The organism is Variovorax sp. Varisp46 (assembly GCF_059491885.1).
Map to the genome: position 1 here is coordinate 5,056,784 of NZ_CP168515.1, position 16,805 is coordinate 5,073,588.

Genomic DNA, 16,805 nt, shown 5'->3' on the forward strand with positions numbered 1-16,805 from the left:
CACGCGGGAAGCCGCAGAGTATAGAGAGCCCTTAGATGACAAAGACTTTGGTAATCGCAGAAAAACCGTCGGTGGCACAGGACATCGTCCGCGCCCTCACGCCGGTGGCAGGGAAATTCGACAAGCACGACGAGCATTTCGAGAACGAAAGCTACGTCGTGACCAGCGCCGTGGGCCACCTGGTCGAGATCCAGGCGCCCGAAGAGTTCGACGTCAAGCGGGGCAAGTGGAGCTTTGCCAATCTCCCCGTGATCCCCCCGCACTTCGACCTGAAGCCGGTCGACAAGACCAAGACGCGCCTGAACGCCGTGGTCAAGCAGGCCAAGCGCAAGGACGTGACGCAGCTCATCAACGCCTGCGACGCGGGCCGCGAGGGCGAGCTGATCTTCCGCCTGATCGAGCAGTACGCCGGCGGCAAGTCGGGCCTGCACAAGCCGGTGAAACGGCTGTGGCTGCAGTCGATGACGCCGCAGGCGATCCGCGACGGCTTCGACGCGCTGCGCACCGAGAAGCAGATGCAGGGCCTGGCCGACGCCGCGCGTTCGCGTTCCGAGGCCGACTGGCTCGTGGGCATCAACGGCACGCGCGCCATGACGGCGTTCAATTCGCGCGACGGCGGCTTCTTCCTCACGACCGTGGGCCGCGTGCAGACGCCGACGCTTTCCGTCGTGGTGGAGCGCGAGGAGCAGATCCGCAAGTTCGTCTCGCGCGAGTACTGGGAAATCCACGGCAGCTTCGCGGCCGAGGCCGGCGAGTACCCGGGCAAGTGGTTCAACCCCGACTGGAAGAAGGCCAACGCGCCGCTGCTGGCCAACGGCGAACCCGATCCCGAGCAGCGCGCCGACCGCGTGTGGAACGAGCAGGACGCCCGCGCCATCGCCGACGCCTCGCGCGGCAAGCCCGCCACGGTGACGGAAGAGAGCAAGCCCACCACGCAAGCCTCGCCGATGCTGTTCGACCTGACCTCGCTGCAGCGCGAGGCCAACGGCCGCTTCGGCTTCTCGGCCAAAACCACGCTGGCGCTGGCGCAGAGCCTGTACGAGCGCCACAAGGCGCTGACCTATCCGCGTACCGATTCGCGCGCGCTGCCGGAAGACTATCTGCCCGTCGTCAAGCAGACCATGGGCATGCTCGCCAACAGCGGCATGAAGCACCTGGCGCCGTTCGCCCAGCAGGCGGTCGACGGCAACTACGTGAAGCCCAACAAGCGCATCTTCGACAACGCCAAGGTGTCGGATCACTTTGCGATCATCCCGACGCTGCAAGCGCCCAGCGGCCTGAGCGATGCCGAGCAGAAGCTCTACGACTTCGTGGTGCGCCGCTTCATGTCGGTGTTCTTCCCGAGCGCCGAGTACCAGGTGACCACGCGCATCAGCACGGTGGAGCAGGGCGGCAGGAAGTACCCCTTCCGCACCGACGGCAAGGTGCTGGTGAAGCCGGGCTGGCTGGCCATCTACGGCAAGGAAGCCCAGGACGACGAGAAGGAAGACGACAAGGACGGCAAGCGCCTCGTGCCGGTGAAGCCGGGCGAGATCGTGAAGGCCGAGTCGGTCGACACCAAGGGCCTGAAGACGCGCCCGCCGGCGCGCTACTCCGAAGCCACGCTGCTCGGCGCGATGGAAGGCGCGGGCAAGACCATCGACGACGACGAACTGCGCGAGGCCATGCAGGAGAAGGGCCTGGGCACGCCAGCCACGCGCGCGGCCACCATCGAAGGCCTGATCACCGAGAAGTACATGCTGCGCGAAGGCCGCGAGCTGATCCCCACGGCCAAGGCCTTCCAGCTCATGACGCTGCTGCGCGGCCTGGGTGTGGAAGAACTCTCCAAGGCCGAGCTGACCGGCGAGTGGGAGTACAAGCTCGCGCAGATGGAAAAGGGCGCGCTGAGCCGCGATGCCTTCATGCGCGAGATCGCCGAGATGACGGAGCACATCGTCAAGAAGGCGAAAGAGTACGACCGCGACACCGTGCCGGGCGACTATGCGACCCTGCAGACGCCGTGCCCCAACTGCGGCGGCGTGGTGAAGGAAAACTACCGCCGCTACGGCTGCGTCGGCAAGAGCGGCACGGGCGAGGATGCCTGCGGCTTCTCCTTCGGCAAGTCGCCGGCCGGGCGCACCTTCGAGGTGGCCGAGGCCGAGGCGCTGCTGCACGACAAGCACATCGGCCCGCTGGAAGGCTTCCGCTCCAAGGCCGGCTGGCCCTTCACCTCCGAGATCATTCTCAAGTTCGACGAGGAGGCGAAGAACTGGAAGCTGGAGTTCGACTTCGGCGACGACAAGAACGGCGACACCGGCGAGATCGTCGACTTCAGCGAGCAGGACACCGTGGGCCCGTGCCCGGTGTGCGGCGCGCCGGTGTTCGAGCACGGCAGCAACTACGTCTGCGAGAAGTCGGTGCCGACGAACGCGCAGCCGACGCCCAGCTGCACCTTCAAGACCGGCAAGATCATCCTGCAACAGCCGGTGGAGCGCGCGCAGATGGAAAAGCTGCTCGCCACCGGCAAGACCGACCTGCTCGACAAGTTCGTGAGCATGCGCACGCGCCGCGCCTTCAAGGCCTTCCTGACCTGGAACGCCGAAGAGGGCAAGGTGACCTTCGAGTTCGCGCCGCGCGAGGGCGGCAGCAAGTTCCCGCCGCGCAAGACCTTCGGCAAGGCCGCGCCCGCGGCCAAGAAGGCGGCGGCGAAGAAGACGCCCGCCGCGAAGAAGGCCCCGGCAGCGAAGAAGGCCCCGGCAGCGAAGAAGGCAGCCGCGCCGCGCAAGCCCGGCGCGGGCTTGAAGCCCAGCGACTCGCTGGCCGCGGTGATCGGCGCCGAACCGGTGGCGCGCACCGAGGTCATCAAGAAGCTGTGGGACTACATCAAGGCAAACGGCCTGCAGGATGCGGCCAACAAGCGCGCGATCAACGCCGACGCCAAGCTCAAGCCGGTGTTCGGCAAGGACCAGGTGACGATGTTCGAGCTCGCGGGCATCGTCGGCAAGCATCTTTCGGCGCCCTGAGCCATGCGGCGCCGACATCTCGCCGCCGGCCTGGCTGCAGCGATGCTGCTGGGCACAGCCTGCCTCGCACAAGCCGCGGCCTGGCCTGACAAGCCCGTCAGGCTGATCGTGCCCTTCCCGCCGGGACAGGCCACCGATATCTTCGCCCGCGCGCTCGCCGAACAGCTCGGCAAACGGCTGGGCCAGCCGGTGATCGTCGACAACAAGGCCGGTGCCGGCAGCAACATCGGCACCGAGTTCGTGGTGCGCTCACAGCCCGACGGCTACACGCTGGTGGTGGCCGGCAGCGCGATGGCGGTGAACCAGACGCTCTATGCCAAGCCGGGCTTCGACCCGCGCAAGGACCTGGTCGGCATCTCGCTGATCGCCAAGGTGCCGCTGGTGTTCCTCGCCACGCCCGAGAGCGGCATCCGCACGCTGGCCGACCTCACGACGCGCGCCAAGGCCGAGCCCGGCCGGCTGAGCTACGCGAGCGCCGGCATCGGCGGCACGCAGCATCTTTCGGGCGAGATGTACAAGTCGGCGGCGCACGTGTTCATCACGCACATTCCGTACCGCGGCAGCGGACCCGCGCAGTCGGACTTCCTGGGCAACCAGATTCCGCTGATGGTCGACTCGGTGACGGCCGCGCTGCCGCACATCAAGTCGGGCAGGGCGGTGGCGCTGGCCGTGACCTCGGCCACACGCTCCTCGCAATTGCCCGACGTGCCCACCGTGCGCGAAAGCGGCGTGGCGGGCACGAAGAACTTCGAGGCCGTGGGCTGGCTCGGCCTGATGGCGCCGCGCGGCACGCCACCCGACATCGTCGAGCGGCTCAACCGCGAAGTCACGGACATCCTGAAGAGCGAGCAGATGGCGCGTTTCATCCGCGAGCGCGGTTCCGAGCCCGCGCCCACGACGCCGGCCGAGTTCGACCGCTTCGTGGCGAGCGAGATCGGCGTCTGGGGCGCGGCGGTGAAGGCCTCTGGCGCGAAGCCGGAGTAGCAACCAAGGGCCGGGGCTGTTACAAGGCCAGCCGGGGCTGCGGCCTATAGTGGTCTGCAGTTCCACCCTCTCCTGGAGTTTTCCGTGAAGTCATTCATTGCAGCTGTGTTCGCCCTTGCGATGGGGGCCGTCCTGGCGGGCTGCGCCGGAACGGGCTCGGCCGGATCGTCGGGCTCCGCCGGTGCGTCGCCGGGCAGTGGTGTCACGGTGTTCGGCACCATCGATGCCGGCGTCAGCGGCAGCACGAACCGCTCCGACCGGCGCTAGGCCCGGCCGGCGGCCATCCTCCCGATCGCGTCAGCGCCGCAGCAGCGCCTGTCGCAACACTCGCGCCGCGCGGTCGCGGATCTTGGCGGGGCCGGACCCCGGCGACGTCTTGGGCGCGACCCTGGCAGTCGCGCAGGCCCACAAGAAGTCATGCAGGATCGGCGTGTCGTCGACCGTCTCGGTGCTGCCGTACTTGTGGAACTCGGGATGCCACTGGGTCGCGGCGATGTAGCTGCGGCCCTTGTCGGACCGGCGGCGGATGGCCTCGGGCACGCGGTCGGGCAGGCTCCAGGCCTCGATCTCGAAGCCCGGTGCGAGCCCCTTGATGCCCTGGTGGTGGATGCTGTTGACGCGCGCCTTCTGCACCTGCGGAAAGAGCTTGGAAAGCCGCGTGCCCTGCACCAGCTCGATCTCGTGGAAGTTCTGGTCGTAGGTGACCGGGTCGCGGTGGCGCAGGCCGCCAGCGTGCTGGGCCTCGATGTCCTGGTAGAGCGTGCCGCCGAAGGCCACGTTGATGAGCTGCAGCCCGCGGCACACGCCGAAGATCGGCTTGCCGGCCTGCTCGAAGGCCTCGACCAGCGCGAGGTCGTAGAGGTCGCGGATCTGGTCGCCGATCCACGCATCCTTGAGCGGCACTTCGCCGTAGCTGCCGGGCCAGACGTCGGCGCCGCCGTGCATCACGACACCGTCGAGCCACTCTGCGTAGTGTGAAAGCTTGGTGTCGCCGCGCGCGGTTTCGCCGGTGGGGCAGGGCACCATCACCACCATCGCGCCGGCGGACATGAGCCAATGCGCGATCGATTGCTCGACGTACTGCAGCGTCTTGTTGGTGAAGAGCGAGCGGGCCGGGTCGGCATGCGAGAAGCAGGCGGACAGGCCGATCTTGAGTCGGGCGGAAACAGGTTGTGTCATCGCGGGACTGTCGTCAGTGGGAACCGGACGATGGATGCGAAAAGGAAAGTCCATTTTGGCTCGTTGGCCTCTCGCACGGGGTCGGACGACACGCCAAGTATGCTTTCAACGCCGCCCCAACGAAGAAGGAAGACAAGCCGATGAAAACCATCAAGGGCCCCGCCATTTTTCTGGCCCAGTTCGCGGGGGACACCGCCCCGTTCGATACGCTCGACGGCATCGCCGGCTGGGCCGCCGGGCTGGGCTACAGGGGCGTGCAGATCCCGAGCTGGGACGCGCGCCTGTTCGACCTCCGGCGCGCCGCCGAGAGCAAGACCTACTGCGACGAGGTGAAGGGTACGCTGGCGAAGCATGGCCTGGAGATCACCGAACTCTCGACGCACCTCCAGGGCCAGCTGGTGGCGGTGCATCCGGCCTACGACGCGGGCTTCGACGGCTTCGCGGCGCCCGAGGTGCGCGGCGACCCGGTGCGGCGGCAGCAATGGGCGGTCGAGCAGCTGCACTTCGCGGCCAGGGCCTCGGCCAACCTGGGCCTCACGGCGCACGCGACCTTCTCGGGCGCGCTGGCCTGGCCGTACCTGTATTCGTGGCCGCCACGCCCGCCGGGCCTCGTCGAGCAAGCCTTCGACGAGCTCGCGCGCCGCTGGCGGCCGATCCTCGACGCCTTCGACGCCGTGGGCGTGGACGTGGGCTACGAGATCCACCCCGGCGAAGACCTGCACGACGGCGTGAGCTACGAGATGTTTTTGGAGCGCGTGAACAACCACCCGCGCGCCTGCCTGCTGTACGACCCGAGCCACTTCATGCTGCAGCAGCTCGATTACCTGGCCTACATCGACCACTACCACGAGCGCATCAAGATCTTCCACGTGAAGGACGCCGAGTTCAACCCGACCGGCAAGCAGGGCGTGTACGGCGGCTTCCAGAGCTGGATCAACCGGGCCGGGCGCTTCCGCTCGCTGGGTGATGGGCAGGTGAACTTCAAGGCCATCTTCTCGAAGCTGGCGCAGTACGACTTTCCGGGCTGGGCGGTGCTGGAGTGGGAGTGCTGCATCAAGCACCCGGAAGACGGCGCGCGCGAGGGCGCAACGTTCATCGCCGACCACATCATCCAGGTGGCGGACCGGGCCTTCGACGACTTCGCGGCGGGCGGGGTGGACGTGGCGGCCAACAGGCGGACGCTCGGAATCGGCTGACCTGACCGTCAGAGCAACGCGACCAGCCGACGGATCGCGCCATCGATCTGCTGCTCGGCGATCAGCCCGTAGCCGAATGCGAGGCCGTTGGACACGCCGGGCGCGTGCGGATCGAGCGCGAAACGCGAGAGCGGCGGCAGCGTGATGCCGGCCGCGGCGGCGCGCTCCACCACCGCATCGGCGCGCGTACCGCCGTGCAGCCGGGCCGACAGGTGCAGGCCGGCGTCCGAAGGAATCACTTCGAGCCGGCCCGCACCGTGGCGTGCCAGGGCCTCGAGCAATGCGGTGCGCCGCGCGCCGTAGAGCCTGCGCATCTTGCGGATGTGGCGCGCCAGGTGCCCTTCGGCGATGAAGGCGGCCAGCGCCTCCTGGCCCAGCACCGGGCCGTGCCAGTCGGCCAGTTCGCGCGCGCGCACCAGCGCCGCGCGGGCCCAGGGCGGCGCCACCACGAAGCCCAGCCGCAGCGCGGGGAACAGGCTCTTGGAAAAGGTGCCGATGTAGAAGACCGACTCGGCGCGGTCGAGCGTCTGCAGCGCATCGAGCGGGCGGCCGGCGAAGCGGAATTCGCCGTCGTAGTCGTCCTCGATGACGACCGCGTTGCGCGCCCGCGCGAAGGCAAGCAGGGCGGCACGGCGCGGCGGCGACATCGCCACGCCGGTGGGGAATTGGTGCGAGGGGGTCACGCAGACCACGCGGGCCCCGGGCGGAATGCGGTCCACGCACATGCCTTCGTCATCGGTCGGCACGGTCACCACTTTCGCGCCAGCGGCCAGCATGGCTTCGCGCAGCGAGGGGTAGAACAGCTGCTCGACCGCGACCACCGTGCGCCCCGGCACGACGAGGATGCGCGCGAGCAGCCTGAAGGCCTGCTGCGCGCCGGCCGTGACCACGATGTCACCGGCGGTGCAGCCGACGGCGCGGGTGAACGACACGTGCTTCGCGATGGCCTCGCGCAGCGCGCCCTGGCCCTGCGGGTCGGCGTAGTCGGCGGTCTGGCGTGCGACGCGGCGCAGCGCGCGGTCGCTCACGCGGCGCCAGATGTCGAAGGGAAAGACGCTCACGTCGGGCAGGCCGACGCGGAAGTCGTCGCGCGCTGGCGATGGCTGCAGCGTGGGGACGAGGTCGGCGCCCGGAACAGCGAGGGGCACCAGACGGGGGTCGCGCCGGGCTGGCGAGGCTTTGGTGGCGCGGCCACGCCGGGAGGCCGGCAACGTGTCGGCCACGTAGGTGCCGGCGCCGGGGCGCGCCAGCAGGTAGCCCTCGCTCAGCAGCAGGTCGTAGGCCGCGAGCATGGTGTTGCGCGACACGCCCAGGCGCTGCGCCAGCGCGCGCGTGGCGGGCAGGCGCGCGCCGGGCTGCAGCCGGCCGTCGAGGATGGCGCCGCGCAGCTGGCGGTGCACCTCGCGCAGCAGTTCGCGCGAGCCGGCGCCTGGCAGGTGGATGGCGAGTTCGAAAAGTGGCTCCATAGACTTCGTTAATTGTGGTTCTTTTGAAGGGCCAATTGCAAACGTACTCTGGAGGCCTCGAACACAGCTTCAACGGAGTCCCTCATGAACGGCACCGATCTCCCGACCTCGCGACCGCCTGAACGCCTGCCCCTGAGCCTGGGTTGGCTCGCACTGGGGGCCTTTGCCATCGGCACCGAAAGCTTCATGGTCGCGGGGCTGCTGCCGGTGCTGGCGGCCGACCTGCAGGTCAGTGCCGCACGGGCCGGGCAGTTGGTGCTGCTGTTCGCGCTGAGCTATGCGATCGGCTCGCCGGTGATGGCGGCGCTGCTGGGGCGCTTCGGTCGCCGGCCGCTGCTGATTGCCAGCCTCGCGGCTTTCTCGGCGCTGACGCTGGCGGCATCGATGGCGCACGGCTTTGCGCAGCTGGCATTCGCGAGGGTCGCGCTGGGGCTGGTGGCCGGCGTGTTCCTGCCAACCGCGAGCGCGGTGGCGGCCGCCATGGTGTCGCCCGCGCTGCGCGGCCGGGCGCTGGCCATCGTGACCGGCGGCGGCACAGTGGCAGTGGCGCTGGGCGTGCCGCTGGGTGCGTGGATCTCCGGCTGGGGCGGCTGGCGCACGGCCTACCTGCTGATCGCGGCTGCGGCGGCGCTTGCCACCTTGGGCCTCGCCCTCGGGCTGCCGCGCACGCTGGCGCAGGCCCCGGCGGCTGCAAAGCGCGCGCCGGCCTTTGCCGTGGCCCGCGAGCCGGGCGTGCTGCCGGCCTTGCTGATCAGCATGCTGTGGGCCACGGGCGGCTTCAGCTTCTACACCTACATTGCACTGTTCCTCTCGGAGACGCTGGGCTTCGGCGCCGAAGGCGCGAGCGCGGTGTTCTTCGCCATCGGCGTGGCGGCAGCCATCGGCACCGCGGCCGGCGGCTGGGCCACCGACCGCTTCGGCGCCGATCGCATGGCGCAGGGCTTCGCGCTGATGCTGGTGCTGATCCTTGGTGGGCTCTCGTTCTCGGCGCAGATGCTGCCGCGCGGTTTGGCACTGCCGCTGATCGTGGGGCTGTCGGCGCTGTGGGGCTTCGCGGGCTGGGGGTTCGGCCCGGCACAGGCGGTGCGGCTGATCCGGCTGGCGCCGGAGCGCGCGCCGATGACGCTGTCGCTCAACGCATCGGCGATCTACCTCGGCATTGCGGCCGGTTCGGCACTGGGCGGCATGGCGATCGAACTGGCCGGCGTCGGCGCGGTGGGCTGGGTGGGGGCGGCCTGTCAGTTCACAGGACTGATGCTGCTGTTGCGCGCGCCGCGCGCGGCCCGCAGCGCCTCGTCAAACTATGTTTTTGATAGCAAATAGTGCTTGAACAACGGCCCTTCGGGGCCTTTTTCATGAGATCGTTGTTTTAAAGACAAGCAACTGTCATGCCCTGCAAGCTATAATGTCGGGTTCGTTTCGATACCACGACGAAGAATTTCGTCAATACCGCCGGCTGACCTGCACTGTCCCTTGGATTCTTCAGGCCTCTCACTCCCAAGCCGGCTTTTACAGTGTGTTGGAGCGCCAGACCGGGCGCCCATGATTGCCACCACTGCCTTCGTTCCTGTTGAAGCGAATAGCGCGTCCGCCGCGCCATTCCGGCCGGCCCACGCCCGTTTTCAATTATTTTTCAGGCATTTCGCGCTTTGCATCTGCGCGCTGTGCCAAGGCTTCATGGACATCATTCAACACAGTATCGCGGTGGGCAAGTACCTTGTTTCCCCGCTCATCCGACATCAGGACGACGGCAAGTACGCCGCTTCGGTCTCGATCCGCTCCGGCCGCGGCAGCGGCATGCACGACCGCGTGATGCGCTTCACGCCGCGCTTTGCCAGCCACGCCGCCGCCGTCGGCTACGCCATCGACCAGGGCCTCGGCTGGGTGCGCGAACGCGCCCCCCAGGTTTCGAAGACGACCCCTCTCGCGCTTCCGTGCGCGGGCTGAAACAATTACGCCCAATTCCATCTCCAACAAACATCGAACGAGTCAGAGGTAACCACATATGCCCAAGGAAGAACTGATCGAAATGAACGGCGCAGTGACCGAAGTCCTGCCCGACTCGCGCTACCGCGTCACGCTGGACAACGGCCATCAGCTGATCGCCTACAGCGGCGGCAAGATGCGCAAGCACCACATCCGCATCCTGGCGGGTGACAAGGTGTCGCTCGAACTCTCGCCCTACGACCTGACCAAGGGCCGTATCACCTTCCGTCACCTGGAACGCCGCGGCCCGCCGCCGACCACCGGCGGCAACAACTCCCCCCGCCGCTGATCCGCAACTGACGAAAGGCCTTGCGGTGCCCGCGAAGGGCGCCGGCAAGGCTTTTGTTTTTTGCACTTCCCGGCTGCTGAACGATGACCACACCCAACCCCACAGCCGGCGGCACCCCAGCCGACAACGGCTTTGCCTCACTGGCGCTCTCGCCCCAGATGCTGGCCAACCTCACCCAGCTCGGTTACACGCAGATGACGGCCATCCAGGCCGCCGCGCTGCCGCCGGCGCTGCTCGGCAAGGACCTGATCGCGCAGGCCAAGACCGGCAGCGGCAAGACCGCCGCCTTTGCGCTGGCGCTGCTTTCCAACCTGAACCCGCGCCGCTTCGCCATCCAGGCGATGGTGCTGTGCCCGACGCGCGAGCTGGCCGACCAGGTCACGACCGAAATCCGTCGCCTGGCGCGTGCCGAAGAAAACATCAAGGTCGTCACGCTCTGCGGCGGCGTTGCGCTGCGTGGGCAGATCGCCAGCCTGGAGCACGGCGCGCACATCGTCGTCGGCACGCCCGGCCGCATCATGGACCACCTCGAGCGCGAGAACCTCAACCTCGAGGCGCTCAACACGCTGGTGCTCGACGAGGCCGACCGCATGCTGGACATGGGCTTCTTCGACGACATCGTGACGGTGGCGCGCCAGTGCCCTTCGGCCCGCCAGACGCTGCTGTTCTCGGCCACGTACCCCGAAGGCATCGCCAAGCTCGCGCAGCAGTTCATGAAGAGCCCCGAACAAATCACGGTGCAGGCGCAGCATGAAGGCAGCAAGATCCGCCAGCGCTGGTACCAGGTGAAGGACAGCGAGCGGCTGCACACCGTGAGCCTGCTGCTCGACCATTTCCGCCCCGTCAGCACGCTGGCCTTCTGCAACACCAAGCAGCAGTGCCGCGACCTCGTCGAGGTGCTGCAGGCCCAGGGCTTCAGCGCGTTGGCGCTGTTCGGCGAGCTGGAGCAGCGCGAGCGCGACCAGGTGCTGGTGCAGTTCGCCAACCGCAGCTGCTCGGTGCTGGTTGCCACCGACGTGGCGGCGCGCGGACTCGACATCTCGCACCTCGAAGCCGTGATCAACGTCGACGTGACGCCCGATTCCGAAATCCACATTCACCGCGTCGGCCGCACCGGCCGCGTGGGCCAGCAGGGCGGCTCGGAAGGCCTGGCGCTGAACCTGGCCAGCATGAACGAGATGGGCTTCGTCGGAAAGATCGAGCAGCTGCAGGGCCGCGAATCCGAATGGCACGAACTGGCCGAGCTCACGCCGGGCAAGGGCGAGCCACTGAAGCCGCCGATGGCCACGCTGCAGATCGTGGGCGGGCGCAAGGAAAAGATCCGCGCCGGCGACGTCCTGGGCGCGCTGACCGGCGACTGCGGCTATGCCAAGGACCAGGTCGGCAAGATCAACGTCAACGAGTTCTCGACCTATGTGGCGGTCGACCGCGCCATCGCCGAAGAAGCCGCGCGCAAGCTGTCGGCCGGCCGCGTGAAGGGCAAGTCGGTCAAGGTACGGCTGCTGGAGCAGTAGCCGCCGCACCGGCCTGCGGCGAGGTCGGTGCCAGCGGCGCATCGAGCGCCGGGGCCGCGCCTGCAGGCGCCTCCTGCCGCGCCAGCTTCGCGGCCAGCCGGAACGCCACGATCACCGCCAGCAGGCCGAAGATCGACGAGCCCACGGCCTGCCCGATCAGCACGCCTGCCGCACCGTAGCGCGAGCCCCACCACGCGAACGGAATCGTGCCCAGCGTGGCGCGCCCCCAGTTGAATGCGGTCGACAGCAGCGGATGCCCGAGGTTGTTGAAGGAGGCGTTCGCCACGAACAGCCCGCCCGCGAAGAAGAAGCTCGCGGCCGTCCAGCTGCAGAAGAGCGAGATCAGCTCGGCCGCCTGCCCGTCGGCCGAGAACGCGCGGATCAGCACGCCCTGCCCAAGCGCCAGCACCAGCCACGCCACGGCCACCGACGCCATCATGAACAACAGGCTGTCGCGCAGCCCTTCCTGCACGCGGCGGAACTGCCCCGCGCCCAGGTTCTGCGCGAGGATCGGCCCGACCGCGCCGCTGAGCGCATAGACCAATCCGAAGGCCACCGGCGTCAGCCGGTCGATGGTGGCCGCGCCCGCCACCGCCGAGGGCCCGAACTGCGCGACCGAATGCGTGACGAAGGCCGCGCCCACCGGCGTGGCGAGGTTGGTCAGCACCGCCGGCGCGGCCACCTTGCCGAGCGCGCGCGCATCGCCGCCCAGTCGCGACGGCTCGAAGCGCCCGAGCATGCGGTGCCTCACCGTCACGCCGTGCAGCCCGATGGCCGCGAGCACGATGCGCGAGACTACCGCGCTGATGGCGGCGCCGTCGAGTTCCAGGCCGAAGCCGAAGATCAGGATCGGGTCGAGCACCGCCGTCACGAAGGCGCCGCCGAGCGTCACCGTCATCGAGCGGCGCGCATCGCCGATGGAACGCAGCAGCGCCGAAGTCGCCATGCCGATGCCCAGCAGCGGCAGCGTGTGCACCGTCACCGAGAGGTAGCGATGCGCGAGCCGCGCCGTCTCGCCCTGGGCGCCCAGGGCCTGCAGCGCGGGATGCAGGAAGAACGCCGTGCCGGTGCCCGCTACCACCGACACCGCCGTCATCAGCACCAGGCTCGATGTGGCGATGCGGCGCGCGTCCTCGCCACGGCCGGCCCCCACGGTGCGCGACACCACTGCCGCGATGCCGATGGTCAGCCCGATGCACAGCGACGCATGGAAGAAGCCCATCACGCCCGCGAAACCGACCGCCGCGGCAATCTCCTTCTCCCCAAGCAGCGAGATATAGAACAGGTTGATGAGGTCGACCGCGAACACCGCGATCAGCCCGATGGCCCCCGTGCCCGCCATCACGCAGACATGGCGCATCAACGACCCCGAAACGAAGCGCGCGCGCTCGACACCACCCGCCGTTGCGGTTATTGGCATATGAAATTCCCGATGTGGCCTAATTGCAGGTTCGAACATCACTTTTACCCGAGCTTTTCATGCCCAAGACATTCCGTACCGAAGCCGAACGCGTTGCCACCCCCAAGCCGACGCCGATGCCCGGCTACACCGTGCCTCGCTCCGGTGGCGGCCAGAAGGTCAGCCTCGAACGCGGCACCGCAACGCGCAGCAAGAAGAACCCTGGCAAGCGCGCCAAGAAGGGCGGCTGATCCGGCCCCCGCTGGCTCCCCGGAGCCACGACGAACGCGCCCACGGGCGCGTTTTGTCGTTGGGGCAGCTATAAGGCAGCGATGTCCGACGACAACCAGATCCTCATCCCGCCCTCGTTCTTCGCGGTCTACACCGACGCGCGCCAGCGCCTGAGCGAACCGATCGGCCTGGTGCGCGAGCGCTACGAGATGTGCGAAGACCTCGCCAGCCACCTTGTGGGCCACGCGCAGATCCAGCACCACACCGAGGTGCCGGTCGAAAGCGAGATCCTGCGGCGCATCCACGCCGGGCTCGCCGCGCCCGAATCGGGCGTGTCGGCGGCCGAGGCCACGTGGATCGTGCAGCGGCTGGCCGAGCTGCTGGGCTGGGAAGGTCCCGAACCGGCGCCCGAAGCCGACTGAGCCCCGGCAGGAGCGACAACCCGTGCTGCTCAAGGTCGGAGAACTCGCCAGGCACACCGGGCTCACGGTGCGCACGCTGCATCACTACGACGCCATCGGGCTGCTGGCGCCGTCGGCACGCTCCGAGGCCGGTTACCGGCTCTACAACGCGGCCGACATCGCCCGCCTGCATGCCATCCAGGCGCTGCGGCAGCTGGACCTCCCGCTGGCCGAGATCGGCGGGCTGCTGAGCGGGGAGAACGGCGCACTGCCCGCCATCCTCCAGCGCCAGATGGCCTCGCTCGACCAGCAGATCGCACAGGCCACCGTACTGCGCGAACGCCTCGGCCTGCTCGAACAGCGCCTGGCCGAAGGCGCCCAACCCGACCTGAACGACTGGCTCGCCACGCTGGAGCAGATGACCGCCTACGGCCGCTACTTCAGCCCCGCCGAGATCAGATCGCTCATGGCCAACTGGAAAACCGTGGCCGACCGTTGGCCGCCGCTGGTGGCCGAGGTGGCCACGCTGATGGCCCGCAAGGTGCCGGCCGACGCGCCCGAGGTGCAGCCGCTGGCCGCACGCTGGATAGCGCTGTTGGGGCAGTGGATGGACGGCAACTACGACCTCGTCACGCGTTGGGGCGAGATGTACCGCCGCGAACCCGTGGCGCGCCGCGACGACGGGCCGACGACCGAGTTGATCGAATACATCGGCACGGCCATTGACATTCGCATGGCTGCGCTACTGCGCCACCTGAGCACCGACGACTTTGCGCGGCTGGGCCCGCCGCCCGAGGACGAATGGCGGCAACTGGCGGCCGAGTTGGCCGCCTTGCAGGTCCGCGGCATTCCGCCCGAAGACGACGCCGTGCAAACCATCGCGCGCGAATGGGCGCGCCTCTTAGACGCCTTCACCGACCACGACCCCGGCATCGCCGCACGGCTGATGCAGGCGATGACCACGGAGCCGGTGCTGCAAGCCGCCGCCGTGGCGACGCCCGCGGTGCGCGACTACCTGCAGCGCGCCATGGCCGCGCTGCGTCAGAAAAATCTTCCGCCAACCGCCGGCAGCGCTTGACCCTGACGTTGCGTGAGGCCCAACAGTGGCCGCATGAACAACGCACCCACCCCTCACAGGTTCCACGCGCTCGACAACCTCCGCGCCCTCATGATGTGGCTCGGCATCGTGCTGCACGTGGCGATCAATCACCTCACCGTCGACTCGCCGCTGCCGTGGCGCGACCCGAAGACCTCGCCGGTCGCCAACCTGCTGCTGCTCTTCATCCACAGCTTTCGAATGCCGGTGTTCTTCGTGCTGGCCGGTTTCTTCGTCGCGCTGCTGGTCGCGCGGCGCGGCGCCGACGGCATGCTGAAGAACCGCGGCCTGCGGCTCGCGCTGCCTTTCGCGATCTTCTGGCCGCTGCTGTTCGCGGCGACGACGGTGCTGGCGATGGTCTACATCCACCTCACGGTGCGCGGCGTGCCGAGCATCGACTCCACGCTGACGCCCGCGCGGCAGCCCGGCGGCTCGCCCTTCAACACCATGCACCTGTGGTTCCTCTACCAGCTGTTCTGGTTCAGCGTGCTGGCGTGGGCCAGCGTGCGGCTGCAGCGTTTCGTGCCGGCGCGGTTGCGCGATGCGCTGGCCTGTGGCTTCACGACGCTGGCCGGACGGCGCTGGGGCTTCGTGGTGCTTGCACTGCCGCTGGCCTTCGCCGGTGCGTTCTATCCATCCGGCATGGTCACGGCGAGCGGCTCGTTCCTGCCGCCATTCGCCGAGTGGGTGCAGAGCGGCCTGTTCTTCGTGGTCGGCTGGTACGTGTACGGCGAGCAGAATCGGCTGCTGGCGCTCTTCGCGGGGCGCTGCAAGGGGTACGCGGCGGCCGGGCTGGTTTTCTTCATCGCAACCGTGCTGCTGCTGGGCGCATCGCGTGCCAGTGGCTCGCCTCACCTGCCGCACCCCGAGTTCTGCATTGCCTTCGCCTACAACGCGACCGCATGGCTCTGGAGCATGGCGCTGATCGGCGGCTTCGTGCGCTACCTGCCGCGTCAGAACGGCGTACTGGCCTACCTGTCTCAAAGTTCGTACTGGGTGTACCTGGTGCACATGCTCGGCACCATCGGCTTCGGCATCCTGCTGTTCAACGCGCCCTTCGGCGCGGTCGCGAAGATGAGCCTGAACATCGCGGCCACCTCGCTGGTGGCGCTCGCGAGCTACCAGCTGCTGGTGCGCCACACGCCTATCGGCAGGCTGCTGAACGGTCAGCGCCCCGAGAAGCGTTCGACCAGGAAGTCGACAAAAGCGCGCGTCTTGGCCGCCAAGTGACGCGACGGATACACCGCATAGACCGGCGTCCTGTCCGCCTCCCAGTCTTCGAGCACGGCCTGCAGGCGGCCGCAGGCCAGCTCGGCCTCGACGTAGATGCGCGGGATCAGGCTCAGGCCGAAGCCCGCGAGCAGCGCGTCACGCACGGCGATGCTGGAGCTGACCTTGTAGCGCCCGTCGATGGCCACGGCCACGCTGCGGCCGGCGCGGTTGAAGGTCCACTTGTTCGCGTGGCCCGAGAGCGTGAACTGCACGCACTCGTGGGCCTTCAGGTCTTCGGGCTGTGCGGGGCGGCCGAAGGCGGCGAAGTAGCCGGGCGCGCCGCACAGCACATGGTCCATGGTCATGAGCCGGCGCGCGACGAGGCTCGAATCCTCCAGCCGGTCGCTGCCGCGGATGGCCAGGTCGTAGCCCTCGCCGATGATGTCCGAGCGGCTGTCCTGCAGGTTCAGCTCGAGCCGCAGGTTCGGGTAGCGCTTCATGAATTCGGGAATGGCCGGCGACAGCGAGGTGAGCGCAAAAGTCAGCGGCGCGCTCACGCGCAGCACACCGCCGGGGCTGCTGCCCATGGGCGCAAGGGCGGCATCGGCCTCGGTGAGTTCGTCGAGGATGCGTGATAAGCGCTCGAAGTACGCAGCGCCCGCTTCTGTCAGGCTCATCTGCCGCGTGGTGCGGTTGATGAGCCGCACCTTCAAATGCGCCTCCAGCTCCGCGATGTTCTTGCTGACGGCCGCCGCCGACAGCCCCATTTGCCGCGCGGCACCGGCGAAGCTGCCCGTGGCGGCGGTGGTGCGAAAGACCTTGAGGGCCGTGAGATGGTCCACGCTGAATT

16 protein-coding genes are annotated in these 16,805 nt (G+C 68.5%); 12 read left to right on the top strand and 4 right to left on the bottom strand.

Annotated features, from left to right (window positions below; genetic code table 11):
• Window positions 1–35 precede the first annotated feature (35 nt).
• From ACEN9N_RS24000 to ACEN9N_RS24010, 3 genes are all read left to right on the top strand, one after another.
• On the top strand, window positions 36–3,002 hold the full coding sequence (locus ACEN9N_RS24000) for a DNA topoisomerase III (protein WP_495654677.1): 2,967 nt from the start codon (window positions 36–38) through the stop codon (window positions 3,000–3,002).
• Window positions 3,003–3,005: 3 nt separating this feature from the next.
• Entirely contained in the window at window positions 3,006–3,986 is a 981-nt protein-coding gene (locus ACEN9N_RS24005) for a tripartite tricarboxylate transporter substrate binding protein (RefSeq protein WP_081502609.1), read from the top strand.
• Between the two features lie 84 nt (window positions 3,987–4,070).
• On the top strand, window positions 4,071–4,253 hold the full coding sequence (locus tag ACEN9N_RS24010) for a hypothetical protein (protein ID WP_007828680.1): 183 nt from the start codon (window positions 4,071–4,073) through the stop codon (window positions 4,251–4,253).
• Window positions 4,254–4,283: 30 nt separating this feature from the next.
• Here ACEN9N_RS24010 and ACEN9N_RS24015 read toward each other — a convergent pair whose 3' ends face one another.
• Window positions 4,284–5,165 (bottom strand): gamma-glutamyl-gamma-aminobutyrate hydrolase family protein, encoded by an 882-nt coding sequence (locus ACEN9N_RS24015; protein ID WP_042672665.1) that lies wholly within the window; start codon window positions 5,163–5,165, stop codon window positions 4,284–4,286.
• A gap of 140 nt (window positions 5,166–5,305) precedes the next feature.
• On the opposite strand from ACEN9N_RS24015, the gene ACEN9N_RS24020 reads away from it, so the two are divergent.
• On the top strand, window positions 5,306–6,361 hold the full coding sequence (locus ACEN9N_RS24020; RefSeq protein WP_495654678.1) for a sugar phosphate isomerase/epimerase family protein: 1,056 nt from the start codon (window positions 5,306–5,308) through the stop codon (window positions 6,359–6,361).
• An 8-nt stretch (window positions 6,362–6,369) separates the two neighbouring features.
• On the opposite strand, the gene pdxR is transcribed toward ACEN9N_RS24020, so the two are convergent.
• A complete protein-coding gene (gene pdxR, locus ACEN9N_RS24025) occupies window positions 6,370–7,827 on the bottom strand; it encodes a MocR-like pyridoxine biosynthesis transcription factor PdxR (RefSeq protein WP_495654679.1) in 1,458 nt (485 codons plus the stop codon).
• 84 nt (window positions 7,828–7,911) lie between these two features.
• Here pdxR and ACEN9N_RS24030 point away from each other — a divergent pair, with 84 nt between their 5' ends.
• The 4 genes from ACEN9N_RS24030 to dbpA all read left to right on the top strand — a co-directional run bounded on the left by ACEN9N_RS24030 (window position 7,912) and on the right by dbpA (window position 11,616).
• Window positions 7,912–9,150, top strand: a complete 1,239-nt coding sequence (locus ACEN9N_RS24030; protein ID WP_495654680.1) for an MFS transporter — start codon at window positions 7,912–7,914, stop codon at window positions 9,148–9,150.
• Window positions 9,151–9,504: 354 nt separating this feature from the next.
• Window positions 9,505–9,774, top strand: coding sequence for a hypothetical protein (locus ACEN9N_RS24035; protein ID WP_413314241.1), 270 nt, complete (start codon window positions 9,505–9,507; stop codon window positions 9,772–9,774).
• A 58-nt stretch (window positions 9,775–9,832) separates the two neighbouring features.
• Complete coding sequence (gene infA, locus ACEN9N_RS24040; RefSeq protein ID WP_007828652.1) at window positions 9,833–10,102, top strand: translation initiation factor IF-1; 270 nt, start codon at window positions 9,833–9,835, stop codon at window positions 10,100–10,102.
• 83 nt (window positions 10,103–10,185) lie between these two features.
• Complete coding sequence (gene dbpA / locus ACEN9N_RS24045; RefSeq protein ID WP_056593233.1) at window positions 10,186–11,616, top strand: ATP-dependent RNA helicase DbpA; 1,431 nt, start codon at window positions 10,186–10,188, stop codon at window positions 11,614–11,616.
• On the opposite strand, the gene ACEN9N_RS24050 is transcribed toward dbpA, so the two are convergent.
• Entirely contained in the window at window positions 11,591–13,036 is a 1,446-nt protein-coding gene (locus ACEN9N_RS24050; protein ID WP_495654681.1) for an MATE family efflux transporter, read from the bottom strand. The two genes, dbpA and ACEN9N_RS24050, sit on opposite strands and share 26 nt — an antisense overlap.
• A 59-nt stretch (window positions 13,037–13,095) precedes the next feature.
• Here ACEN9N_RS24050 and ACEN9N_RS24055 point away from each other — a divergent pair, with 59 nt between their 5' ends.
• The 4 genes from ACEN9N_RS24055 (at window position 13,096) to ACEN9N_RS24070 (ending at window position 15,973) form a co-directional block, all read left to right on the top strand.
• Window positions 13,096–13,266 carry a hypothetical protein gene (locus ACEN9N_RS24055; RefSeq protein ID WP_007828646.1) on the top strand — a complete coding sequence of 57 codons (171 nt, stop codon included), beginning with the start codon at window positions 13,096–13,098 and terminating at the stop codon, window positions 13,264–13,266.
• An 81-nt stretch (window positions 13,267–13,347) separates the two neighbouring features.
• Window positions 13,348–13,668, top strand: coding sequence for a hypothetical protein (locus tag ACEN9N_RS24060; protein WP_495654682.1), 321 nt, complete (start codon window positions 13,348–13,350; stop codon window positions 13,666–13,668).
• Between the two features lie 22 nt (window positions 13,669–13,690).
• Window positions 13,691–14,725, top strand: coding sequence for a MerR family transcriptional regulator (locus tag ACEN9N_RS24065; protein WP_495654683.1), 1,035 nt, complete (start codon window positions 13,691–13,693; stop codon window positions 14,723–14,725).
• A 33-nt stretch (window positions 14,726–14,758) separates the two neighbouring features.
• On the top strand, window positions 14,759–15,973 hold the full coding sequence (locus ACEN9N_RS24070) for an acyltransferase family protein (RefSeq protein ID WP_495654684.1): 1,215 nt from the start codon (window positions 14,759–14,761) through the stop codon (window positions 15,971–15,973).
• On the opposite strand, the gene ACEN9N_RS24075 is transcribed toward ACEN9N_RS24070, so the two are convergent.
• A complete protein-coding gene (locus ACEN9N_RS24075; RefSeq protein ID WP_495654685.1) occupies window positions 15,910–16,797 on the bottom strand; it encodes a LysR family transcriptional regulator in 888 nt (295 codons plus the stop codon). The two genes, ACEN9N_RS24070 and ACEN9N_RS24075, sit on opposite strands and share 64 nt — an antisense overlap.
• Window positions 16,798–16,805: the final 8 nt, after the last annotated feature.

What these genes read in the sequence shown, in the direction of transcription:
- ACEN9N_RS24000 (WP_495654677.1), top strand. Translation starts at nt 36, where the DNA reads ATGACAAAGACTTTGGTAATCGCAGAAAAACCGTCGGTGGCACAGGAC.
- ACEN9N_RS24005 (WP_081502609.1), top strand. Translation starts at nt 3,006, where the DNA reads ATGCGGCGCCGACATCTCGCCGCCGGCCTGGCTGCAGCGATGCTGCTG.
- ACEN9N_RS24015 (WP_042672665.1), bottom strand. Translation starts at nt 5,165, where the DNA reads ATGACACAACCTGTTTCCGCCCGACTCAAGATCGGCCTGTCCGCCTGC.
- ACEN9N_RS24020 (WP_495654678.1), top strand. Translation starts at nt 5,306, where the DNA reads ATGAAAACCATCAAGGGCCCCGCCATTTTTCTGGCCCAGTTCGCGGGG.
- pdxR (WP_495654679.1), bottom strand. Translation starts at nt 7,827, where the DNA reads ATGGAGCCACTTTTCGAACTCGCCATCCACCTGCCAGGCGCCGGCTCG.
- ACEN9N_RS24030 (WP_495654680.1), top strand. Translation starts at nt 7,912, where the DNA reads ATGAACGGCACCGATCTCCCGACCTCGCGACCGCCTGAACGCCTGCCC.
- ACEN9N_RS24035 (WP_413314241.1), top strand. Translation starts at nt 9,505, where the DNA reads ATGGACATCATTCAACACAGTATCGCGGTGGGCAAGTACCTTGTTTCC.
- infA (WP_007828652.1), top strand. Translation starts at nt 9,833, where the DNA reads ATGCCCAAGGAAGAACTGATCGAAATGAACGGCGCAGTGACCGAAGTC.
- dbpA (WP_056593233.1), top strand. Translation starts at nt 10,186, where the DNA reads ATGACCACACCCAACCCCACAGCCGGCGGCACCCCAGCCGACAACGGC.
- ACEN9N_RS24050 (WP_495654681.1), bottom strand. Translation starts at nt 13,036, where the DNA reads ATGCCAATAACCGCAACGGCGGGTGGTGTCGAGCGCGCGCGCTTCGTT.
- ACEN9N_RS24055 (WP_007828646.1), top strand. Translation starts at nt 13,096, where the DNA reads ATGCCCAAGACATTCCGTACCGAAGCCGAACGCGTTGCCACCCCCAAG.
- ACEN9N_RS24060 (WP_495654682.1), top strand. Translation starts at nt 13,348, where the DNA reads ATGTCCGACGACAACCAGATCCTCATCCCGCCCTCGTTCTTCGCGGTC.
- ACEN9N_RS24070 (WP_495654684.1), top strand. Translation starts at nt 14,759, where the DNA reads ATGAACAACGCACCCACCCCTCACAGGTTCCACGCGCTCGACAACCTC.